At 63.4% G+C, this 21,769-nt stretch carries 21 protein-coding genes and 1 pseudogene; 13 read left to right on the top strand and 9 right to left on the bottom strand.

From position 1 onward, the window contains the following. Both RY1_RS30385 and RY1_RS27220 read right to left on the bottom strand, forming a co-directional pair. Window positions 1-368: pseudogene (locus RY1_RS30385) on the bottom strand (hypothetical protein); the annotation flags it as partial. 84 nt (window positions 369-452) lie between these two features. Continuing rightward, on the bottom strand, window positions 453-1,187 hold the full coding sequence (locus RY1_RS27220; protein ID WP_072807162.1) for a nuclear transport factor 2 family protein: 735 nt from the start codon (window positions 1,185-1,187) through the stop codon (window positions 453-455). 101 nt (window positions 1,188-1,288) lie between these two features. On the opposite strand from RY1_RS27220, the gene RY1_RS27215 reads away from it, so the two are divergent. Next, entirely contained in the window at window positions 1,289-2,203 is a 915-nt protein-coding gene (locus tag RY1_RS27215; protein WP_072807161.1) for a TIGR03564 family F420-dependent LLM class oxidoreductase, read from the top strand. On the opposite strand, the gene RY1_RS27210 is transcribed toward RY1_RS27215, so the two are convergent. Both RY1_RS27210 and RY1_RS27205 read right to left on the bottom strand, forming a co-directional pair. Further along, on the bottom strand, window positions 2,190-3,728 hold the full coding sequence (locus tag RY1_RS27210; protein ID WP_072807160.1) for a metallophosphoesterase: 1,539 nt from the start codon (window positions 3,726-3,728) through the stop codon (window positions 2,190-2,192). The genes RY1_RS27215 and RY1_RS27210 overlap by 14 nt on opposite strands. A 54-nt stretch (window positions 3,729-3,782) precedes the next feature. Further along, window positions 3,783-4,580 carry an IclR family transcriptional regulator gene (locus tag RY1_RS27205; RefSeq protein ID WP_072807159.1) on the bottom strand — a complete coding sequence of 266 codons (798 nt, stop codon included), beginning with the start codon at window positions 4,578-4,580 and terminating at the stop codon, window positions 3,783-3,785. A 200-nt stretch (window positions 4,581-4,780) separates the two neighbouring features. On the opposite strand from RY1_RS27205, the gene RY1_RS27200 reads away from it, so the two are divergent. The 5 genes from RY1_RS27200 to RY1_RS27180 are packed head-to-tail and all read left to right on the top strand — an operon-like array spanning window position 4,781 to window position 9,688. Then, window positions 4,781-5,626 carry an isocitrate lyase/PEP mutase family protein gene (locus RY1_RS27200; protein ID WP_245819981.1) on the top strand — a complete coding sequence of 282 codons (846 nt, stop codon included), beginning with the start codon at window positions 4,781-4,783 and terminating at the stop codon, window positions 5,624-5,626. A gap of 20 nt (window positions 5,627-5,646) precedes the next feature. Beyond that, entirely contained in the window at window positions 5,647-6,921 is a 1,275-nt protein-coding gene (locus RY1_RS27195; protein WP_072807157.1) for a 3-isopropylmalate dehydratase large subunit, read from the top strand. After that, window positions 6,918-7,460 carry a 3-isopropylmalate dehydratase small subunit gene (locus tag RY1_RS27190; protein ID WP_245819980.1) on the top strand — a complete coding sequence of 181 codons (543 nt, stop codon included), beginning with the start codon at window positions 6,918-6,920 and terminating at the stop codon, window positions 7,458-7,460. Before RY1_RS27195 ends, RY1_RS27190 begins: the two co-directional genes overlap by 4 nt. After that, window positions 7,457-8,788, top strand: a complete 1,332-nt coding sequence (locus RY1_RS27185) for an MFS transporter (RefSeq protein WP_072807155.1) — start codon at window positions 7,457-7,459, stop codon at window positions 8,786-8,788. Before RY1_RS27190 ends, RY1_RS27185 begins: the two co-directional genes overlap by 4 nt. A 51-nt stretch (window positions 8,789-8,839) precedes the next feature. Beyond that, window positions 8,840-9,688, top strand: coding sequence for a DUF72 domain-containing protein (locus tag RY1_RS27180; protein ID WP_072807154.1), 849 nt, complete (start codon window positions 8,840-8,842; stop codon window positions 9,686-9,688). Between the two features lie 18 nt (window positions 9,689-9,706). Here RY1_RS27180 and RY1_RS27175 read toward each other — a convergent pair whose 3' ends face one another. Continuing rightward, window positions 9,707-10,483, bottom strand: a complete 777-nt coding sequence (locus tag RY1_RS27175; RefSeq protein WP_072807153.1) for a GTP pyrophosphokinase — start codon at window positions 10,481-10,483, stop codon at window positions 9,707-9,709. Between the two features lie 565 nt (window positions 10,484-11,048). On the opposite strand from RY1_RS27175, the gene RY1_RS27160 reads away from it, so the two are divergent. From RY1_RS27160 to RY1_RS27150, 3 genes are all read left to right on the top strand, one after another. After that, on the top strand, window positions 11,049-12,131 hold the full coding sequence (locus tag RY1_RS27160; RefSeq protein WP_072807150.1) for a serine hydrolase: 1,083 nt from the start codon (window positions 11,049-11,051) through the stop codon (window positions 12,129-12,131). Beyond that, entirely contained in the window at window positions 12,128-12,595 is a 468-nt protein-coding gene (locus RY1_RS27155; protein WP_072807149.1) for an ArsR/SmtB family transcription factor, read from the top strand. The genes RY1_RS27160 and RY1_RS27155 overlap by 4 nt, the downstream gene beginning before the upstream one ends. Before the next feature lie 88 nt (window positions 12,596-12,683). Next, on the top strand, window positions 12,684-13,091 hold the full coding sequence (locus RY1_RS27150) for a DoxX family protein (RefSeq protein ID WP_072807148.1): 408 nt from the start codon (window positions 12,684-12,686) through the stop codon (window positions 13,089-13,091). Window positions 13,092-13,107: 16 nt separating this feature from the next. Here RY1_RS27150 and RY1_RS27145 read toward each other — a convergent pair whose 3' ends face one another. The 4 genes from RY1_RS27145 to RY1_RS27130 form a co-directional block, all read right to left on the bottom strand. Then, window positions 13,108-13,863, bottom strand: coding sequence for an SDR family NAD(P)-dependent oxidoreductase (locus RY1_RS27145; RefSeq protein WP_072807147.1), 756 nt, complete (start codon window positions 13,861-13,863; stop codon window positions 13,108-13,110). A gap of 648 nt (window positions 13,864-14,511) precedes the next feature. Further along, window positions 14,512-16,515, bottom strand: coding sequence for a helicase-related protein (locus RY1_RS27140; RefSeq protein ID WP_084727922.1), 2,004 nt, complete (start codon window positions 16,513-16,515; stop codon window positions 14,512-14,514). A 35-nt stretch (window positions 16,516-16,550) separates the two neighbouring features. After that, entirely contained in the window at window positions 16,551-16,949 is a 399-nt protein-coding gene (locus RY1_RS27135) for a VOC family protein (protein WP_072807174.1), read from the bottom strand. 91 nt (window positions 16,950-17,040) lie between these two features. After that, window positions 17,041-17,649 (bottom strand): TetR/AcrR family transcriptional regulator, encoded by a 609-nt coding sequence (locus RY1_RS27130; RefSeq protein ID WP_072807146.1) that lies wholly within the window; start codon window positions 17,647-17,649, stop codon window positions 17,041-17,043. A 102-nt stretch (window positions 17,650-17,751) separates the two neighbouring features. Between RY1_RS27130 and RY1_RS27125 the strand changes: the two genes are divergently transcribed. The 4 genes from RY1_RS27125 to RY1_RS27110 all read left to right on the top strand — a co-directional run bounded on the left by RY1_RS27125 (window position 17,752) and on the right by RY1_RS27110 (window position 21,741). Next, complete coding sequence (locus RY1_RS27125; protein WP_072807145.1) at window positions 17,752-18,492, top strand: SDR family oxidoreductase; 741 nt, start codon at window positions 17,752-17,754, stop codon at window positions 18,490-18,492. 76 nt (window positions 18,493-18,568) lie between these two features. Further along, the gene (locus RY1_RS27120; protein ID WP_072807144.1) at window positions 18,569-19,258 is read left to right on the top strand and encodes a type 1 glutamine amidotransferase; all 690 of its coding nucleotides are present in this window, start codon (window positions 18,569-18,571) and stop codon (window positions 19,256-19,258) included. Between the two features lie 24 nt (window positions 19,259-19,282). Beyond that, window positions 19,283-20,443 (top strand): alpha-hydroxy-acid oxidizing protein, encoded by a 1,161-nt coding sequence (locus RY1_RS27115; protein WP_072807173.1) that lies wholly within the window; start codon window positions 19,283-19,285, stop codon window positions 20,441-20,443. Next, window positions 20,440-21,741: an alpha-amylase family glycosyl hydrolase gene (locus RY1_RS27110; RefSeq protein ID WP_072807143.1), complete on the top strand. Its 1,302-nt coding sequence runs from the start codon at window positions 20,440-20,442 to the stop codon at window positions 21,739-21,741. Before RY1_RS27115 ends, RY1_RS27110 begins: the two co-directional genes overlap by 4 nt. Window positions 21,742-21,769 lie beyond the last annotated feature (28 nt).

Below are 21,769 nucleotides of genomic sequence, written 5' to 3'. Positions count from 1 at the left end.
GCCACCTGCTCCTCGATCCCACACACCGCCCCCAACACATCCATATCCACAATCGGCAACACCGCATGATCACGCACCCTCAAACCCAACTTGTCCACATACGACTCAGGCTCATCCGACTCGGACTCACCCGACCCCGAATCATCAGGCCCCGAACCAGAATCACCAGGTGCCGCATCATCAGACACAGCATCACCACGCCCAGCATCACCAGACGCAGCCGCATCAGGCCCAGCATCACCAGGCGCAGCTTCAGATGCCGCATCATCCGACACCGACCCATCGGACCCAGCCAGCACCGGCCCATCCGGTGCCGACTCGCTCAGCACCGGATCATTCTCCCCTGCAACGCTATCCCCCGAAAGCATGCACAAAGTCTAACCCACGAACTGCCGCTTGTCGAACACTAGTTCGATTGAATCTCGAACAGTCGAGATTCACTACTCGACGAATCAGCTGTCGTGTCGGTTGTCGAAGGTCGTGATGGAGTCGATGTCCAGAGAATCGGCCTTGAACTCGACGAAGACCACTCCGCCGCCGGAGATGAACTCGGTTGTGGCACTGACGGTTCGCCCTGCGACGATGAACTTGCGGAAGGTCGCGCCGCGCAGTGGCTCGTGGACCGCCGGCCCGTCGCCGCGGGAAGCGGCGGCAAGTGCGTCCGCAGCGAGGTGTTTGCCCTTGCGTCCGACGCCTCGCAATCCGCCCATGAATCCGACAATCCCTGACAGTCCCTGGTGCGCGACGAGCTGAGGCGTCAGTTTCATCGACGCCGCCAATCCCTTTGTGCCCGTGCGCAACAGCTGTCCTATCATCGGGCCGAGTTCCCAGTGCGCGGCAAGGCGGGCGATCTTCAGCGCGCCGTCCTCGTCGACGAGGTCGTAACGTAGATGCATCGGCACGTCGACCGTTGCGCCGGTGGACATGATGGTCTCCAGCGACAGGTCACGCACGACCGTCATTCCGGCAACGATGTCGTTCTCGACGTGGAAGTTGATCGTGTTCGGTGCGATGAACGTGTCGTAGAACCGTTCGATGGCATCGCGGCCCCGGTGTGGGCGAGAACCGACAGGATCGTTGACGACCCCCGCTCGCGCATACAGATTCACCCATGCCGCTCGGTCGTGTACGGCGACGGCGTCGGGCGAACCTTGAACGGCAGCGAGGAGGTCTTCCGCGGTAGGCACCCCTCGAAGCTATATCCCCGGCCGAGGTCCAGTGTTGAAATCAGCGAGATCCTAAGTGTCGTTCGAGGAATCGGCCCGCACCGAGCGTGGTTGAAGGTGCCATGACTATCGGTGTTGCGCTGACGACGGTGAACGAAGGAAACGCGGTGGAGGAGGTCGTCGAGCAGGCGAAAGAGGCGTCCTCCGCCGGAATCACGTCGGTATGGTTCGGTCAACGATTCGACTACGACGCAATCACACTCGCGGGAATCGTCGGGCGAGAAGTGCCGGAGTTGAAGGTGGGGACATCGGCCGTGCCCATCTTCGCCCGTCATCCGTTGCTGGTGGTGTCGCAGGCGCAGACGGTTCAGGCCGCCACGCACGGCAGATTCCAGCTCGGACTGGCGCTCGGTGCGCCGCATCTGGTCGAGGTCGCCTTCGGGCTTCCCTACTCCAAGCCCGTCGAACTCGTCCGAGAGTTCTTGACCGTCGCTCGGTCGCTCGTCGAAACAGGAACTGCCGATCATCACGGCGAGCTGTTGACCGCAGCCCCCATCTATTCGACGGCAGTAGCCGGTGCGGGCACCGATCTGCCTCTCCTCGTCGCGGCAATGGGACCTCGCGCATTGCGAGCGAGCGGTGAGCTCGCCGACGGCATCCTGCCGTTCCTGGCGGGCCCTCGGGTCCTGGAGGACAGCATTGTTCCCCAGGTGAACAAGGCTTCAGCCGATGCAGGGCGGCCGCCGGTACGGGTCATCGCCTTCGTTGCCGCGCTCGTCACCGACGACGTCGACGCCGGGCGTGCATCAGCCGAGGGTGCCATGTCTCTGTACGACGGCATACCGTCCTACCAGCGCGTGATCGCCGCCGAAGGGCTGGAGCGTGCGTCGGAACTGGCTCTGGTCGGGTCAGCTGCCGAGGTCCAGGCCGGCATACAGCGGTATCTCGACGCCGGAGCGACCGAGGTGGTGGTGACGCAGACCAACCTGTTGGGGCGGGAGGTTCAGCGCGAGACCTGGGCGGCTATCGGGCGCTGACGGCGCGAGGTACATCCGCGCGCAGCGTGAAGTCGGCGACGAATTCGCCGTCCGCAGGCTCGAATCGACGACGAGGGTCGAAACTTTCGACGTCGAACCTGTCGAGAGCAGGCGAATGTGTCGTGACGGCAAGTGTTTCGCCGTCGATGTCGAACTGCAGCAGGCGCTGGAAACCGGCGGTACGCTCCCCTTCCACCTCGAAGTACTGATAGTCGGCGAGGAGCTGTACGACGGTTCGGTCGGTGTCACCGATCTGCCAATCGACGACGGTGGCTTGTCCGTCGACGTGGCCGGACAGCACGAGAAACACCGAATCATGCGGCACCACAAGTCGATTCCAGATCTGTTGGCCGGAGCTGGCACCGATGTCCCCGAACGCCATCAGCTTCTTCTCGCCGCCCTCGTCGAGGTAGTAGTGCGTTCCGATGACGACGTTGCGATCCGGATGGTCGTCGAGCACCTGCTCGGCCCACTTCATGACCTTCTCGGGTGGGTTGTACCCGATGTAGAGCATCAGGAATTTCGCGCCGGCGATGTCGACGAGATCGTAGTGCGCCGAGTTGTCCTCGGACGTGAAAGAGTCTCCCCACCACGGCTGATCGCGGTATCTCTGTGGCCCGAAGTATTCGTTGTACAGCGCGTGGTTCTCTTCGTGCATGCCCGGCACCAGTTTGCCCGCGACGTTCCAGAGGTTGTCGTGGTTGCCCGGTAGAACCCCGTGCGGAATCCCCGCGTCCTCCAGAAGCTTCATCGCCTCACCGGCGGCCTCGAACTCGCTGCGGGACTGCGTGTCCGGTCGCCCCGGGCTGATCCAGCTCTGAATGATGTCGCCGGTATGCATGCTGTAGTCGATGTCGTACGACTCGGCGTTGTCGACGGTCCACTGCGTCATGTCGTCGTACACCGTCGGGTCGTCGCGCGAGATGTATTGAGTGTCGGTGATGTGCTGCAGTGCGAAGTCGTACGAGCCCGGCTCGGCGAACGCCCCGTCGGGCTCGGCGTTGTCCTCGGCGAAAGAGCGATCGACGCGGGGTGAATCGATGATCATCACTTCCACTGCGCCGCTGATGTTTCGGACGGTCGTCGTCAGGTCGATCGATCCCCCGGGCGATTCGGGACGGGCCGTTGCGACTGCTGGACCCCAGGAGTCGCTACCCGTGTCGCGGACGTGCATCGCAAGATCGTTGGTGTTCACCGAAGTTCCCTGCCAGGACAGTTCGGCGACAGCCACGTCGGGGGCAAACATCGCGGTGTACCGAAGGTATGGAAACTCGTTCCATGCGGAGGTGCGCGATTCCGACTCCGACATCTCAGCGCCGACCGATATGTCTGCACCCACCTGCACGCCCGAGCTCACACCCGCGACCATCTCGGCCGCGACCGGTGCCGGGTTCGCCGTGAGTCCGAGGGCAGGCACGGCAGCGGCGCTCACCTGAACACGCGACGACGACGGGTCGGCGACCGCATCCGCGCCGACGAGAACACAGGCAAGCAGGATGGACCCGATCGTCGGCGCGGCTTTCACTCTGTCCAGGCTACCGATAGAGCAGCGGGTTATAACGCCGTCGAGGAGCAAGGCTCACGTAGGTGCAGGTAGAGCTTCTGCGACCCTGGTCAAACGTGCGGCGGCGTCGCGCACCCTCTGAATCTTCTCGTCGAGAGCATTCCCTTCGAAGGCCTCGACGCGGCCCCCGATGCTGATCGATGCAACTGCGGTTCCGTCGCGGCCGAGGATCGGTGCCGCCACGGCGGCAACCCCCTCCAGATAGTCCGAGTCGCTCACCGAGTAGCCCGCCGACTTCACGGTGTTCAGATGATCGACCAGAGCTGTGGGGTCGGTGCGTGTTCGTTCGGTGAACCGCTGAAGTTCCCGTCGAAACCATCTCTCTCGCAGTGCTTCCGAGAATGCGAGCATCACGATCGGACCGGCCGCGGCGTGGTAGGGCATCACCGACCCGATGTTGATCCCGGCGACGACGAGCGGATTGCTTCCCTCGAGGCGGTCGATGCAGACTGCGCCTTCCTCGGCCGGCACCATCAGATATGCCGTGTCCCCGAAGGTCTTCGCGAGGTCGACCATGAACGGCCGTGCAGCAGTGCGGATGTCCAGCTGTACCAACGCGGCCGAGCCGATCTCGAACACCGGCATCGCGACGCGGTAGGCGCCTTCTGTCGTGCGGTCTATCCACCCCGCGTGTATGAGAGTCGTCATGAGTCGATGCACCGTCGTCTTGTTCATGCCGCTGGCCGTCGTGAGTTCGTTGAGGGTCCACGTGGGATGGGAGGCGTCGAAATGTTCGAGCAATCCACAGGCCTTCAGGACGGCCCCGACGATGTCGCGGCCCGCCTGGGTTTCGGACTCGATGGGCGCAGCCACAGGTACTCACTTTCGGTCTCGACGCGTGATCGGTCTCGTCATCATACGAACAGCCCTCGCGCTCGAGGCTGCTTGACATGTGACGCCCGCCACTCTACCTTCAGGTCAGCGAAATACGGAATGCATTCCGCAATACGAAACGGAAGGTACACATGACGCACTCGACCCTCCCCTCGACCCTCCCTTCGAACCTCAAGGAAATGACGAGTCGTGGACTCGTGTATGCACCCGGAGTGTGGGACGGGCTGACGGCTCGCCTTGCAGAGCAGGCAGGCTTCGATGCACTGTGCGCGTCGGGATTCGCCGTGTCCGCAGCGCTCGGCCTACCCGACGCCGAGCTGTACACGATGACGGAGAACCTGCAGGCGGTGCGCACGATCGGTGAATCTTCGACGCTTCCTCTGGTGGCGGACATCGACACGGGGTACGGCAATGCCGTCAATGCCGCGCGGACCGCGTCGAGGTTCGTGGATGCAGGCGTCCAAGGAATGTTCATGGAAGACCAGGTCTCGCCGAAATCCTGTCCGATCTGTGTGGGCGAGCCGGTCGATCTGGTCGACGTCCCGGTGGCGACAGGAAAGATTCGAGCGGTACGGGATTCGATTCCCGACGACGTACTTCTCATCGCGCGCACCGATTCTCGCGGCGACGACGCCATCCGTCGCGCCCAGGCGTACGTCGAGGCCGGTGCCGACATGATCATGCCGGTCACCAAGACCTTCGAGACGATCGAGGAATGGGAACGGTGCCACAGGGAGGTCGGTGTCCCACTGATGGCGACGTTGACGGCCTCCACGTGGACCGAGCGCGACTTCACGCCGGAAGTATTGGATCGCATCGGAGTTCGCCTGGCGCTGTTGCCGACTCAGGTGCTGATGGCCGCGACGGGTGCGGCACGCGAGGCGCTGAGACGACTCGCCGGAGGCGAACCACCTGCATCCGTCAGCGCCGATGCGCTGTCCCATCACGAGTTCGTCGACCTCATCGGGTTCCCCGAGGTCGAGGCGATGCAGCGTAAGTACCTTCCAGCCGAGGCGAACCGGTGACCGGCGCAGTGGGATCGACGATGACCGAGAAGATCCTCGGGCGGGCATGCGGCGGAGAATCGGTCCGCGCGGGCGAGAATCGGGCGGTCAGCCCCGCCCGCATGATCGCCTACGACTTCCCGGGGTACACCGACGTCATGTTCCGGCAGATGCGTGACGATTTCGGAATGACCGAGCTGACGGATCCGAGCCGGTATGTCGTGTTCATCGACCACATGTTGACGAAGAACAACGACACCGAGGCCGAGGTTCACAAGGTCACCCGCGACTGGTGCGAGTTCTTCGGCATCGAACTGCACGAGGGTGTGGGAATCGGTCATCAGCTGACCGCCGAACTGGGGCTGGCGATTCCGGGTGACTTCCTCGTCCACTTCGACGGTCACATCAGTGGTGTCGGCGCATTCGGCGCTCTCGGTTGGGGTATCCGCCGTGACCTCATCGAGGCGTGGGTGACCGGCAAGGTGTACCTCGACATCCCGGCGACGACGCGTTTCGATCTCGTCGGAGAGTTCGGACCGGGAGTGGACAGCCGCGATCTGGTCCACACCATCATCGATCTCGTGGGCGCCGACGGATGTGCCCATCAGGTGATGGAATTCGGCGGCCCTGGGGCGCGAGCGATGAAGATCGATCATCGGCAGGGACTGTGCGGAATGGCGATGTTCACCGGTGCAGTGTCGGCGGTGTTCGAGCCGGACGAGACGTCGCTCGAATACGCCGAAGCCGTGGCCCGGAGAGAGTTCGAGCCCGTCTACCCCGATGCCGATGCAACATACGCCGCCCGGCATACGATCGATCTCGGATCTGTCGTGCCTCGTGTCGTCCAACCTGGCTCGGCGCGCGCTGCCAACACGAAGACTGCAGGCGAGCTCAGCGGGACGCCGATCACGAAGGCGTTCATCGGATCCTGCGCGAGTGGCCGGATCGAGGACCTTCGTGCTGCTGCCCTGGTTCTCGATGGCAGGTCCGTCGCACCCGGCGTCGAACTGAACGTGGTGCCGACGTCGCAGAAGGTGCACGAACAAGCGGAGAGAGAAGGCATTCTCGATGTGTTGCGCGCCGCCGGGGCCCACATCGCGGTGTCGAGCTGCGACTTCTGCTTCGGTTACCAGAAACCCCTGCAGGCCGGTGAGAACTGTATTTCCACTGGTGTGCTGAACATTTCGGGCAGGATGGGTAGCTCGGACGCCAACATCTACATGGGTTCGCCGTTCACCGTTGCAGCGAGCGCCGTGGCAGGCACCGTTCAGGAGTGGAGTCCATGGGGCGACGAGCGCGTGGAGGAGTCGGCGTGACGAGCACATATCCACCACCTCCGGACGTCATCGACGGACGAGTCGCCTGGATCTTCGGCGACGACTTCGACATCGATCTCGTCGTGGGAGTGTCGAACATCAAGTCGTACGACCCGGTCCATCTGCGGTCCGTGTGCATGTCGGCATACGATCCGGGTTTCGCGGACCGAGTTCGGAAGGGTGACATCATCGTCGGCGGACGAAACTTCGGATACGGACATCCCCACTACCCACCGATGGTCGCGCTGCGCAACGCAGGCATCTCGGCGATCGTGGCGGAATCGTTCTCACCCGGGTTCTGGCGCGGAGAGACGTTCAACGGTGTTCCGCTCATTACCATTCCGGGTGTGTCGACGGCCGTGGCGACAGGTGATTCGGTGACGCTCGACTGGCGAACGGCGACACTGAGCACCGCGGATGGCACCGAGATGGTGGGGAGTCCCCCCAATGCACGAACCGTCAAGGTCATCGAAGCCGGCGGATCCTACGAACTTCTGATTGCCGAACATTCACTCGTACAGCAAGGACAAGCACAATGACCAACGTGGAACATCCCCCTGCAAGGTCCGGCACCGCTGACCCGGCGTCCACGACCGGCTCGACCACCGCACGACGGGCCGCGATTGCCGGTGGCGTCGGCACATTGATCGAGTACTACGACTTCGCGGTATACGGATTCCTCGCCGTCGTCATCGCGCCGTTGTTCTTTCCGTCGACGAGTCCCGGCGTGTCGATTCTGGCGACGTTGGCCGTGTTCGGTGTCGCCTACGTCGCGCGGCCGCTCGGCGGCATCTTCTTCGGACGACTCGGTGACCGACGTGGTAGGCGGTCTGCGCTCGTCATCACCGTGGTCTGCATGGGCATTGCGTGTGGAGTACTCGGACTGCTGCCGACACACTCTTCCGTCGGCTTTCTTGCTCCGATTCTGCTGGTGATCATCCGACTCGCACAGGGATTCTCGGCGGGCGGAGAAATCGGAGGAGCCGCAACGTACATCGCCGAATCGGCGCCGCCGAACCGTCGGGGATTCTTCGGGTCGTTCACCCCGATCGGGTCGACGCTCGGATTCGCCGTCGCCGCAGCGGTTGTCGGTCTCGTCGCGCTCGGAACAACCGACGAACAGATGTCGTCGTGGGGATGGCGCATACCCTTCCTGTTGGCCCTGCCGCTGGCTGTGGTGTGTCTGCGCGTGCGGTTGAAGTTGGAGGACAGTCCGGAGTTCGAGGAGATGGCCGAGAAGAATCAAGTCGTCAAAAGTCCACTGTCGGACGTGGTGAAGAAGAACCCACTGTCGGTACTTCGAGTCATCGGAATCGCCATCGCGATGAACGGGTCGGGGTACATCGGTCTGACGTACTTCAGCGTCTATCTGATCAAGGATCTCGGATTCTCGAAGGACGCCGTCTACTGGACTTCGGCCGTCAGCATCGCATTGGCCTGTGCGACCTTCCCGTTGAGCGGGATGCTCACCGACAGATTCGGTCGGAAACCGATTCTTCTCGGCGGATACCTCGCCTACATCGTGATCGCGTTGCCGGCGTTCATGATTCTGGGCTCGACGGGGAGCATCGTCGTGGTCGGCGCCGTGTACTTCGTCTACATGGTGCTCAACGGAGTGGTCCAGGTGCCCGCGTTCCCGCTGTTCACCGAGCTGTTCCCGCGTTCGGTTCGGTATACGGGTGTATCTCTTGGCTTCAACATCGGCACCATCGCAGCAGGTGGCACGGCTCCCTATGTCGCCGCGCAACTCGTCGAGTCGACCGGCAACAGTATGTCGCCTGCCTACTGGGTGATGGGTGTCTGCGCGATCGGTGTCGCGACCGTTCTCACCATCCGCGAGACCGGCAAGACCTCCCTTCCGGTGTGATGCATGTGCGGAACGACCGGGCCGGGTGAAGTCTGCGCATAGGATCTCGTCATGGCAGTGCGCAGGCGAGCACCCGAGGTTCGGATAGGCATCTCCGGCTGGACGTATGCGCCGTGGCGTGGGGAGTTCTATCCGAAGGGTCTGCCGCATCGGCGGGAGTTGGAGTACGCGTCGGAACGGTTGTCCTCCATCGAGATCAACGGGACCTTCTACGCGATGCAGAAGCCGTCGAGCTTCGTGAAGTGGCGGAACGAGACTCCGGAGAACTTCGTTTTCTCGGTCAAGGGCGGCCGGTACATCACGCACCTGAAAAGGCTCGTGGGGGTGGAGACTGCGCTGGCGAATTTCTTCGCGGCGGGTGTGCTGGGTCTCGGGCCGAAACTCGGTCCGATTCTCTGGCAGTTGCCGCCGAACCTGCAATTCGACGCGGCCAAGCTCGCCGACTTCTTCGATCTGCTTCCGCGGTCGACGTCGGAAGCGGTCGAGTTGGCCGGTCGACGCGACGACAAGCTCGGTGACGATCGGGTCGCGCTCGACATCGACGAGGACACCCCGATTCGACACGCACTGGAGGCCCGTCATGCAAGCTTCGCGTGCGACGAAGCCGTCGAACTACTCCGAGCCCACGACGTGGCATTCGTCGTCGCGGATACGGCTGGTCGATATCCGTTCATCGACACGCCGACGTCGAATTTCATGTATGTCCGACTGCACGGCGACAAGGAGCTCTACGCGAGCGGCTACGACGACGAAGCCGTGGCGAAGTGGGCGCAACGCATCTCGGCGTGGACCGATGCGAAGCTCGACGTCTTCGCGTACTTCGACAACGACATGAAGGGCTACGCGCCGTTCGATGCACTGAGCTTGATCTCGAACGTAGGGCTTTCTACGAAGATCTAGCCTCAGCTCTAGAAACCGCTATAGAGGTCTAGCGATGTTGCCGGCCTCGAGGATCGACATCAGGAGCTCTCTCGGCAGCGCGAGCGGGGGCATCGAGTCGAGGTGGATGGATTCCGCCGAGGCGTCCCGACCGCTCTTGATTTCCGCGACCTCGTCGTGCAGGCGTTCCATCGTCACATCGAGGCGGTTGGCGCTGTCGGCTGCATCTTTGAGCTCGTCCAACAGCGGCGCTGGGATTGTGCCGCCGTACTTGTAGAAGATCTTGTGCTCGAGGCTGGCCCAGAAATCCATGGCGATCGTGCGTATCTGCAACTCGACGGGAACGGGCTGGACGCGATCGCTCATGAAGACCGGGATCTCGACGATCAGGTGAAGGCTCTTGTAGCCGTTGGGTTTCGGCTCGGCGATGTAGTCCTTGACTTCGAGTACCTTCACGTCGGTCTGACCCGAGAGCATGTCGGCGATGCGGTACGTGTCGGAGATGAAGCTGCAGGTGATGCGGATGCCTGCGATGTCGACGATGTTGGTGCGGATGTCGTCCAAGGTGAGCGGGCATTCTTTCCGCCGCGCCTTCGCGACGATGCTCTCCGGTGTCTTCAGCCGCGAACCCACATGCTCGATCGGGCTGTACCGGTGGATGTGCGTGAACTCTTCCTTCAAGATGTTGATCTTGGTCATGAGCTCGTCGATACCGAACTTGTAACTCATCATGAAGCGCGTGAAATCGTTCCGAAGCCGATCGAAGTCGGCGCCGGCATCGGCCGGGTCACGACTGACGGTGTGTCTGCTCTCCATGTGTCCGATTCTGTACCAGTGCGCACCGGTGCCGTCAGCGGCCCAGGTCAGAGGCTCGAGTCAGCGGCCCGAGTCAGCGGCCCGAGTCAGCGGCTCGAGTCGGAGCCCCGTGAATCGAAGCTCGCGTCGGAGCAGCGAGCGCCGAGCGGCGGAGTGAACGTGACGTCGCCGCACACCCTGCACTGATGCGTGCGGTGGTGACCACGTCCGCAGGAGCATGCCCTCGACCCGACCAGCACGGTTCGCGGGCCGAGGGCATGACTGCGAGCGCACCTCTTCGGCGCGCTCTCGGCCCATCGATCGCCCAATCGATGGAGCGTTGCGGAGGCATCGGCCCTGCGCGAATCATCCTCGCCAGGGTTTTCTTCGCCGGACGCCGCCATGCTCGATACCGCCTGTCGCGCAGACTGTTTCAGCAGTCGAACTATGTTTGGACCGTCCGCGAGTGGTCGCTCTCGGACGGCCGAATCAGACTAACATGAAATCGAACGTATGTTCCCATTGTGTCCGTGACCGACTTTTCTTACGATATTCCGTAATTACGGAATATCAGACAAGGAGAGAAATGCGACGTGTCATGACGATCTCGGCGGCGTGTGCGACGTTGTTCGTCGTACCCGGATGTACGACGACCGAAGCCGAAGAACCCGACAACTGCCTCCCTGTCACCTCGACCGACCTGGGGAGCGACGACGGGTGGCTCGGTCTGATCGACCAGCAGCCCGACACCGTGAGCCTGCTCGTCGACGACGGGAGAGGCGAAACCGTCGAACATCGCGCCGACGACGGGCAGGTGTTGGCGTCGGCAGTGAAGGTGGTGCATCTCGGGGCCTACGCGCGGGCGGTCGACGCTGGAGCTCTGGATCCCGACGAGCAGATCCCGCTGCTGGACTGGGAACGCTGGTACGTCCCCGGCACCGACGGCGGTGCGCACCCAGCTGCGTTGCAGCGCCTCGGGATTTCGAACGACGGCATCGGCGCCGCGGACCCGAGCGGCACCGTTCGACTCGACGACATGGTGACCGCGATGATGCAGGAAAGCGACAATTCCGTTCCGGACTACCTGCGGTTCCGCCTCGGTGACGACGCCCTCATCGACGCGGCCGCCGCGGGAGGGTGGGACGGATTCGATGCGCCGACGCTGGTCGGCGACGTGCTTGCCCTGTTCGATCCGCAACTCGGGATCGGCGATCGTTGGGCGACGGCGAATCGCTGGGCGTTCGATCAGCCCTTTCGCGAGAGTGTGAGCGCTTCCATACAGATACCGACGTACGACGAGCAGGTCGAGCGCGTCCAGAATGCCTTCACTCGGGGTTCGGCGGCTCAGCTGTCCACGCTCTATCGTTCCTTCGCCGACGGCAGCTACGGCCCTGGCACCGACGTCGTGCTGCGTCAGCTCGAATATCAGCCTGCGCCGACGGGTGCGCTCGGACTCGGCTTCAAGGGCGGGAATCTACCGGGTGTTGTTGCCCAGGCATTCGAACTGCGGCGCGACGACGGGACCGTCGCGACGGCGGTGTGGCTCACCGATCAGCTGCCGGCCGATCGGTACGAGGCGGCGCTGAACGGGATCGCCGCGCAGCAGGGCCTCATCGTCGACGCCCTGAACTCGTCGGAAGCCCTCGACCGGATAGCCTGCGTCGTGTGAGTGAGGACGTCGAGTCGCGGTTGGCCGAGCTGGAGGCTCGGGTGGCCGAGTTGGAGCGGCGAGATCAAGCCGACCCGACGACGCCCTCGTCGGGCGGAGAGATCGCCTACCGAGGCGCGGTGCATCTTCACGGCGACGTCGACTGGTCGATCGGATACTCCCCCGACGCGATTCTCGAGCTGACGGTCGGGCGGACGTCCGAGGTGTTGGCCGCTCTCGGGCATCCGGTTCGATTGCAGATCGTTCGAATCCTGTTGCGTGGACCTGCCCATGCGTCGGATCTGCAGGAGGCGGTCGGTCTCGGGTCGACCGGTCAGGTCTATCACCACCTGAAAGCGCTCGGTTCGGCGAACGTCGTCGAACAACATGCTCGGGGTGAGTATCGAATTGCGGCGAAGAAGGTCGTGCCGCTGCTGGTGTCGATGCTGGCAGCAGCGGACATTTCGGGCGAACTGGGGACCTGACAGGCGTCGGCCAACGGTGACCGATGAGATTTCGCATCGGCGAGTGTCGGTACAGGCAGCAAACCCACACCCGACATCGGAGACGACCATGACTGCACCGACTGTTCCGACAACCAACTCGCGTACCGGGTCTCGCATCGGCTGGGTGCTCACCGGCCTACTGGCGATCTTCCTGATCTTCGACGGCGTGACCAAACTGTTGAACGTCCAGCAAGTGAAGGACGCGACGGTCGACCTGGGCCTGCGCGAGGAGATGACACCGGTCATCGGCGTCGTTCTGCTCGTGTCCCTGGCTCTGTACCTGGTGCCGCGCACTGCTTTTCTCGGCGCGGTACTGCTGACCGGTTACCTCGGCGGCGCGGTTCTCACGAACTGGCGCGTGGACAAGCCGTTGTTCAGCACCGTTCTGTTCGCCGTGTACGTCGGCATCGTCGTGTGGGGCGCTCTGTACCTCCGCGATCCCAGGGTGCGGCAGGTCATGCCGTTCGTGCGCTGACCTGCCGAAGCCGCGATTACTGGGCGGCGTATCCGCCGTCGACGAGGTGGTAGCTGCCGGTGACGAAGCCGGCGGCGTCGCTGGCAAGGAAGGCGACGAGGGACGAGACTTCCTCGGAGGTTCCGAGCCGTCCGAGAGCGTGCTTGGCCTCCAGCGCCTTTCGGGTCTCCTCGTCCATGTTGGCGACGAGAAGCGGCGTGCGAATGAAGCCGGGTCCGACGGCGTTGACGCGGACTCCGGCGGTACCGTACTCGAGTGCGGCGCTCTTGGTGAGGCCGAGAAGTCCGTGCTTCGCGGCGACGTAGCTGGCCGAGTTGGCGATTCCGACGCTCCCGAGGACGGACGCCATGTTGACGATCGATCCGCCGCCCGCTGCTGCGATCGCGGGGATCTGGGCCTTCATGCCGTAGAACACGGCGCTGAGGTTGATGTCGATGACCTTGCGCCAGCTGTCGATCGAGACGTCGCCGACCGGCAGGGGCTCTCCGCTGATTCCCGCGTTGTTGACGGCGATACGCAGCGGTGCCAGGTCGCCTGCAGCGGCTACCATCGCCTCGACGTCGCCCAGGTCGGCGACGTTGCCGACGAATGCGGCTGCCGTGCCGCCCAATGCCAGAATCTCGTCGGTGACGGCTTTGGCGTGATCACCGTTCAGATCTGCTACCAGCACCGACGCGCCGTTCGCGGCGAGTTCCAGTGCGACGGCTCGACCTATTCCGGATCCGGCTCCGGTGACGATTGCCGATCGATCCGCTACGTCGTACGTGGCCATGACGACCCATCTCCCTTTGTTGAAGCTAAAACTATGTATCTATACAAGCACAATAGTTAGCAAGCCTCAGGTATTCCGTGTCATACATCACGAGCACGACCACCGGTGCGTCAAGCGCTGCTGAGTCCGGTGATGCGGGCGTCGACGGCATCACCGGTCAGCATCCTTGGGGCTCGATCGAAATCTCGGTGTAGGCCAAGCGTGGCCAGCTCTGTGTAAGCAGCGACAGTAGACCCATTGGGGATCGAATTGGCCGGTTTTGCCGCAGAGCACTGTTCAATCTGTCGATGAGAAGTAGCGAAATGCCATGCGCTGCAGCATATTCAGTGCTCCGAGAGCTTGGCGGGCTCGCTGCACACGGAGCGCCGTGTCGGAGAATGCGAAAGCCGTATTCTTTTGTTGTGGCACCGTCAGCGTGGAAGCAAGTTGTAGAACTGAAGTGCCGAGATGATCCCATTCCATATGTTTTGTAGCGTAAACATCTGTAAATAGTCTGCCAGCGGTAGCAACATGTGGCCTCCCCTAATGGTTTTCATCCATCGGACGGTATGTCGCTGTCGAGCTGAACGGCGTTACCCGGCATCAATGTCGTACGGTTGCGCCGAATAACGTGTACGAACGAACCGACACCAAATAGTAGGGGCCGCATCACCTTTCTGCCCGCGCCGCGAGGAAGGCCTCCGGATCTATGAGGTCTGCCTGTCCGACGATCGATCCGAGATCTGCGATGCGTTCGATGCCCGTCAGGACCATCTCTTCCTCGACGGTGCCTTCCGCATAGCCGTAATAGCAGGTCGATGTCGTGTGGTTGTGATCCTTGTCGATGCGGTTCGCGCGGCCTTCGATCTGTCGGATGTCGATCGGAGTCCACCGGGGATCGTGGATGAGCGTGACGCGTGGCGCGGCCGTCGACACCGTCTTCTCGGGGAGCAGAAGCTCTCCTGCATGCAGGTTGATCGCGCTCGTCGTCGTCGAGACGATGACTCGAGCGGCGCCCGTCTGGAAACTGCGAATAGCAACTTCCTGGTCGGCGCTGCTCATGCTGCCGTCGACGACCGCGACGTCCAGGCCTTCTTCCCGGAGCGTCTCGGCGAGTGCGGCCACGGACTCGCGGTAGAACATCGAGACGAAGACCTGGTTGCCGTCGCGAACCCATGATCGGACCTGATCGGCCGATGCGGGAATGCGGAGGTACGAGCACTTCTGACGAAAGCGAAGCGCAGCCGCTCGGGTGCTCGGGTTCTTCTGCAACACGCGCTTTCCGCCGACGGACTTCCAGTTCGGCAGCCCGACCTCCTTGCGATAGTCGACCCACGCAGCGTTGTACAGACGCTTCTGCGACGCCGTCAGCTCCTGGCCGAGCGGTTCCCGAGGAGTGGGTGGGGACGGCCGCGATATCGACCACGGAACCGCGCCACCGGAGAGCCAGCGATGAATGGTGCCGATGTCGCGTTCGCGTCGGGCCGCGTCCTCGGGTTCCCACCTCCAGGTCTTCAGGCCACCCGCCTTGCCCTCCTTGAGCGCGAATCCCGACTCCTCGAGGAACGTGGCCCACTTGGTGGTGAGGGCGTACCCGAGCGCATCGTCGTCGTCGCCGATGATCGGGCTGTTGCCGAGACTCTGCTCGATCGCCCGCGCCATGTATGCGAAGTGCATCGGCTGGTACCCCGGGGTCGCGGACATCCACACCACCGCACGCGCGGCTTCCTGGTACCGCCACAGGATCTGCGACTGCTGCGACTCGATGTTCATCAATGCGTGTGACTCGTCGGCGATGACGACGTCGATGTCGAACCGAAGCTCACCGAGCGCGATGGTGCGCTTGTTCTGAGTCTTCTTGCGCTTGCCGAGATCGATGTCCTCGGGGACGGTCAGCAGCTTCTTCGTGGACTGATACGTGACGAGCAACCACCGCTTGCGCTCTGCAGGGTCTAGATCGGCTTCCGTGTCGGCGATGGTGCGCCTCCAGCCAGGAAGCGCACCCTTGGGGGCGACGACGAGTACCGTCCCGATCTCCTGGTCCCTCATCTGCCGGACGGCCTCGCACACGGCCAGTGTCTTGCCCAGACCCGTCGAGTCCATCTGCGCGAAGTACGGAAAGCCGTCCTCGAGTGCGCCGAGGTGACGGCGAACGGACTCGAGCTGCGTCTCCCGCGGCGTCATCGAACGCTGCCCCAACACCTCCGGCCGCCACTCACCCTCTTTTCCTGGTCGTTCCGCAGGCTCCACTCCTGCCCCTGGTCGTTCCGCAGGCTCCACTCCTGCCCCGTTGGCGTCGTCCTCGATCCAACGCTGCAGGCTGTACGGCATCGACTCGAAGGACGACAGAGCCTCGGGGAGTTCGATCCCGTAGTACGCGAACACCCGCGGGCCGGGATGCCACCGTGCGCCCGACGCCGATGCCAGTGCGCGATCCTCGAACGGAACATCCAGTACCCACACGCGCTCACCGGGATCGGGCAGCCTGAGATCCGGTGCGACCGTCTTACGGACCGCTCGCTTCCTGGTCGGCGCGCGCTTGGTCGGGGCCCGCTTGGCCGGCGCCTTCTTGGTGGTACCGCCTGCGGATTCCTTGAACTTGCGCGCTGCCGCGCTCTTTCCTGCACCGACAGTGCGTGCCGTGGTGGTGGGTTTGCGTCTACGAGGTGGCACGCGAATACCGTAGAGCACCGCACCGACAGCTCCGGTCAGGCAGGCGGTGCGAAGAATTCGAGCGCGATGTTGTCGGGATCGCGGAAGGAGATGCCCGAGCCGTAGTGGGCGTTCTTGATGCCGCTGTGTGCGATGCCGAGCTCGTCGAGCCTGCCCACCCAGGTCTTCAGCTGCTCCTGGGTGCAACCGAACGCGACATGATCGAGCCCGATGCGGCGTTCGTCGAACGGCCCTCCGGCGCTCGAGCCGGTGTGGGTGTGCAGGCCGAAGAGCATGCCGCCGCCGATCGCGAACACCGTGTGGTGAAACTGTCCGGACTCCTCGTCCTCGTCGAGAACCGGATCCGAACCGAGCAGTGTCGTGTACCAGGCCGTGCTGGCGGCCAGGTCGGACACGGTGATCGCCACGTGTGCGAGGCCTGGGAATTCGGACATGATCGAACCTCCCGAATGAGCATCGTCGCTCGTCGAAACAGTGTGGTGCACAAGAGGTGCTGCAGAGAACAGTGTGCTGCACACCAGGTTATTACTCGGTGGGTGCCGTCCGGAGCGACTTCGCCGATGTACCGTCCGTTCGGGCAGGTGAGTGCGCTCCGGCGCGGAGTCCGTCGAGGATGATGTCGAGGACATGGTGGGCTCGGGTGTCCCATTCGGAGTCCTCTAATCGGGTCAGATACCCGATGAGCAGGATGATGTCGCGCGCGTCGACGTCGTGCCGAATCGATCCCTCGGTCTTGCCGGCGTCGAGAAGCGTCGTGACCGCGTCGCCGATCGGGCCGATGCTGTGGGTCGTCAGATCGCGCCCGACGCCGGACTCGACTGCGGCCAGTACGCCCTGTTTGACGCGGGCGTAGTCGGCAACCCGGGAGAACCACCGGGTCAGGGCGTCGAACGCGCTGCAAGTGGTCAGCAGGACGCCCGCGGTCGCGACCAGGTCGTCGACGTCGTCGCGGTACACCTCGGCCAAGAGATCCTCGCGCGTCGGAAAGTGCCTGTACAAAGTGCCTTGCCCGACGCCTGCTCGTTTGGCGACTGCGTTCAGTTTGAGCTCGCCTCCGTTCTTCACGTCCTCCCGGGCGATCCGAACGATTCGCGCACGATTCTCGGTCGCGTCGGCTCGTCGTGGGGTCGTCACGACGCCCCCTTCCTGCTAAGTGGACACGTGTCCGGTACTGTCGAGCTAAGCGGACAGATGTCCACTTTAGTGGAGTAGAAATTCAGAGGAGTGGGAAACAGTATGAACAGCTCTATCAACAAGGTGATTGCGATCACCGGCGCCAGCAGCGGTATCGGCGCGGCAACCGCAGAATTGCTGGCCGAGCGGGGAGCGTCGGTTGTCCTCGGTGCACGGCGAGGCGACCGGCTGGACGATCTTGCGCGAACCATTCGTGGCAGAGGCGGCCGTGCGGTCGTCTGCGAAACGGACGTCACTCGGCGCGAGGATCTGGAACGGCTCGTCGAGACGAGCGTCGAAGAGTTCGGCGCACTCGACGTGCTCGTTGCGAATGCGGGGATCAGCACGATCGGCCGGATGGATGCACTGGACGTCGACGGCTGGTCGTCGATGATCGATGTCAACCTGCGCGGAGTGTTGCACGGAGTCGCCGCCGCGCTGCCCGTCTTTCGCCGCCAGGGTACTGGGCACTTCGTCACCACGGTGTCGACCGCGGGACTGAAGATCGTTCCGACGATGGCCGTGTACGCAGCGACCAAGAACGCGGTGCGGACGTTGATGGAAGGTCTGCGGCAGGAGTCGACGGACGGCGTGCTCAGGACGACGTCGATTTCTCCCGGATTCGTCCGAACCGATCTCGCCGACTCGATCGAGGACGAGGAGTTGCGCGATCGGATCCGTACGAGAATGAGCGAGTTCGGAATATCTCCCGACGCGGTCGCCCGTGCAATCGCTTTCGCTGTCGAGCAACCGTCGGATGTGGAGATCGGAGACATCACCATTCGGCCGAGCGTCCAGGATTGAGCCGTCGTACTGTGTCGGCGAGGGTATCGAACCGATCGACGAAAGCGCCGAGCCGTATGAGCAAGAACCGAGCCGTATGAGCAAGAACCGAGCCGTCGTGCTCGTCCACGACCGTGACCCGGACCTGGGCTACCGGAACATCGGCACCCTCGTTCCCGAGCTGCAGAATCGCGGGTACGAGTTGGACGTCCACTCGTTCGATTACGGACACGCCGAGGCGCCGCCGGAGCTCGACGGTGCGGCGATGGTCGTCGTCATGGGATCTCCCGACGCTGCGTACGACGACGTGCCCTGGATCGGCCCCGAATCCGCGTACCTGCAGGACGCGATCGACCTCGATGTGCCGATCCTCGGGATCTGCTTCGGAGGGCAACTGCTCGCGCAGGTGCTGGGCGGGACCGTCGCGAAATCGAAGTTCCCGGAGTACGGCTTCACCGCGATAACGACGGACACGATCGGTCCTGGGCCGTGGATGGAGTTCCACGGCGACACCTTTCTCGCGCCGGACACCGCAACCGTGATCGCGCGAAACGACGCCGGTCAGCAGGCCTTCGTGCAGGGCAGGCATCTCGGTCTGCAGTTCCACCCCGAAATCGACGTCGACGTCTTCGAATCCTGGGCCGACGCATGGGTGCGTGACGGCATCGAACAGGACGCCGAACTCGTCGCCGTGATCCGAGCGGATCTGAAAGCGGGCGAGTCCGATGCACGGGCCCGCTGCAGTGACCTGCTCGACACGTGGATCGGTCGTACGAAACGCAACTGAGCGAACATGTCCTACGGTGGGAACATGAACTTCAGTGACCATCAGATCGGCATCTATGCACAGGGCATGTTCACCGATCGGACGCCGAAGATCACCACCGATCTCGCGAATCTCGAGGATCAGGCCGCCGCGACGCTGAGCCCCGAGGCCCTGGGATACATCGTCGCAAGCGCGGGAAGCGGTTCGACGGCCCGTGCCAATCGCGCAGCATTCGAGCAGTGGCGTATCGCGCCGCGGATGCTGCGTGGTTCGGCCGAACGTGACCACTCTTGCACCGTCCTCGGTACGACGATGCCTGCGCCGTTGTTGATCGCTCCCGTCGGGATCCAGACGCTCGCACATCCCGAGGGTGAACTCGCAACCGTGCGTGCGGCCGCCGCGCTCGGTGTGCCCTACATACATTCGACGCAGGCGTCGCACTCCTTCGAGCAGGTAGCCGAGGCGGGCGGTGATGCGCCTCGGTGGTATCAGTTGTATTGGCCTACTGACCAATCCGTGCTGCTCAGCTTCTTGCAGCGGGCGAAGAACACGGGATTCACGACGCTCGTGCTCACCCTCGATACCACGCTGCTCGGCTGGAGGCCCGCCGATCTGAATCGCGGATACCTTCCCTTTCTGGCCAACCTCGGCATCGAGAACTATCTGACCGATCCTGCATTTCTTGCCGGATTGGACGAATCCGTCGAGGCGAATCCGGTTGCGGCCGCGATGCACTGGGCGCAGATGTTCCCGAACCCTGGACTGAGTTGGTCGCAGCTCGCGTTTCTTCGTGAGAACTGGGACGGACCGATCGTGCTGAAGGGCATCTGCACCGTCGGTGATGCGAGGCTCGCCGCCGAACACGGTGTGGACGGAATCGTGGTCTCGAATCACGGAGGCCGTCAGATCGACGGTGCGCGTGCGTCATTGGATGCCCTTCCGGAGATCGTGGATGCCGTGGGTGATCAACTGACGGTACTGTTCGACTCGGGCGTCCGAACCGGAGCGGACATGGCAAAAGCCCTCGCGCTCGGCGCCGACGCCGTGCTGCTGGGAAGGCCCTTCCTCTACGGACTTGCGCTCGACGGGCAAGCGGGTGTTGATCATGTATTGCGCTGCATCCTTGCCGAATTCGATCTCGTGACGTCGCTGTCGGGGCACACGGGCGCGGCCGAGCTGAGCCGGGAGTCGGTGATCCGATCGTGAGCGATCGTTCGGGTTCGCCCGCATGGGTCGAGCACGCGATCTGGTGGCACGTCTATCCGCTCGGGTTCGTCGGTGCGCCGGTTCGTGACTGGGACGGAACGTCTCTGGCGCAGGAGCATCGACTGACGAGGGTGATCGACTGGCTGGACTACGCCGTCGAACTCGGTGCGTCGGGCATCGCTCTCGGCCCTGTGTTCGCCTCGGAGGGTCACGGTTACGAGACGGTCGATCATTTCCGGATCGACAGCAGGCTCGGTACCGAGGAGGATTTTCTCGCACTGGTCGACGCCGCGCACGACCGTGGCATGCGCGTCATGCTCGACGGCGTGTTCAACCATGTAGGACAGGGGTTCCCGCGCTTTCAACAGGAAATTCGCGACGGTTCCGGCTCGTGGTTTCACATCGACCGGTCCGGTGAGCGCCCGACGCACCGGAACTTCGAAGGCCACGACGAACTGGTCGCCTTGAACCACGACAACGCCGAAGTGCAGCAGTACGTCGTCGACGTCATGTCGTACTGGCTTGCCCGCGGCGCCGACGGATGGCGCCTCGACGCGGCGTACGCGGTGCCGCCCGCATTCTGGGCTGCGGTGATCCCACAGGTGCGTGCGGAATTCCCCGAGGCGTACTTTCTCGGTGAGGTCATCCACGGCGACTACTCGCAGTTCGTCCAACTCGGCACACTCGACTCGGTCACCCAGTACGAACTGTGGAAAGCGACGTGGAGCGCGATCACCGAGAAGAACTTCTTCGAGCTCTCGCACGCGCTGGGGCGGCACAACGAGTGGCTCGAGAAGTTCGTTCCCGCGACGTTCGTCGGCAACCACGACGTGAACCGGATAGCGAGCACGATCACCGACGAGCGACACTTGGCTCACGCGTTGGTCGTTCTGTTCACCATCGGTGGCACGCCGATGATCTACTACGGCGACGAACAGGGCTTCCGCGGAGTCAAGGAGGAGCGTGTCGGTGGTGACGACGAGGTCCGCCCCGAATTCCCGTCCAGCAAGGACGAACTCGCGCCGTACGGCTGGCCGACGTTCCACCTCCACCAGGAACTGATCGGTCTGAGGCGGCGCCATTCGTGGCTGCACGCCGCGCGCACGGAGACGGTCGAGCTGACCAATACCGCGCTCGCCTACCGGGTGTTCTCCGGCGAGGAACGGATCCACGTCGTGCTCAACCTCGGTGACGACTCGGTGGACTATCGGATCAGTGGCCCGGTGCTGGCCGGGGAGGCGAGCGTCGAGCGCGGGCGGGTGACCGTCCCGCCCCACGGTTGGGTGGTCCTCGGCTAGTTCGAGTTACCGGCCGACTCAGGCTATC

It is taken from the genome of Rhodococcus yunnanensis NBRC 103083, from assembly GCF_001895005.1.
GTDB lineage: Bacteria > Actinomycetota > Actinomycetes > Mycobacteriales > Mycobacteriaceae > Rhodococcoides > Rhodococcoides yunnanense.
The sequence above is the reverse complement of the archived record's forward strand: the minus strand, read 5'-3'. Positions and strand labels throughout refer to the sequence as shown.

Bases quoted from the DNA above. Each gene is read 5' to 3' on its own strand.
- RY1_RS27215 (WP_072807161.1), top strand. From the start codon at position 1,289: ATGACTATCGGTGTTGCGCTGACGACGGTGAACGAAGGAAACGCGGTG.
- RY1_RS27200 (WP_245819981.1), top strand. From the start codon at position 4,781: ATGACGAGTCGTGGACTCGTGTATGCACCCGGAGTGTGGGACGGGCTG.
- RY1_RS27195 (WP_072807157.1), top strand. From the start codon at position 5,647: ATGACCGAGAAGATCCTCGGGCGGGCATGCGGCGGAGAATCGGTCCGC.
- RY1_RS27185 (WP_072807155.1), top strand. From the start codon at position 7,457: ATGACCAACGTGGAACATCCCCCTGCAAGGTCCGGCACCGCTGACCCG.
- RY1_RS27180 (WP_072807154.1), top strand. From the start codon at position 8,840: ATGGCAGTGCGCAGGCGAGCACCCGAGGTTCGGATAGGCATCTCCGGC.
- RY1_RS27175 (WP_072807153.1), bottom strand. From the start codon at position 10,483: ATGGAGAGCAGACACACCGTCAGTCGTGACCCGGCCGATGCCGGCGCC.
- RY1_RS27160 (WP_072807150.1), top strand. From the start codon at position 11,049: ATGCGACGTGTCATGACGATCTCGGCGGCGTGTGCGACGTTGTTCGTC.
- RY1_RS27150 (WP_072807148.1), top strand. From the start codon at position 12,684: ATGACTGCACCGACTGTTCCGACAACCAACTCGCGTACCGGGTCTCGC.
- RY1_RS27145 (WP_072807147.1), bottom strand. From the start codon at position 13,863: ATGGCCACGTACGACGTAGCGGATCGATCGGCAATCGTCACCGGAGCC.
- RY1_RS27135 (WP_072807174.1), bottom strand. From the start codon at position 16,949: ATGTCCGAATTCCCAGGCCTCGCACACGTGGCGATCACCGTGTCCGAC.
- RY1_RS27125 (WP_072807145.1), top strand. From the start codon at position 17,752: ATGAACAGCTCTATCAACAAGGTGATTGCGATCACCGGCGCCAGCAGC.
- RY1_RS27120 (WP_072807144.1), top strand. From the start codon at position 18,569: ATGAGCAAGAACCGAGCCGTCGTGCTCGTCCACGACCGTGACCCGGAC.
- RY1_RS27115 (WP_072807173.1), top strand. From the start codon at position 19,283: ATGAACTTCAGTGACCATCAGATCGGCATCTATGCACAGGGCATGTTC.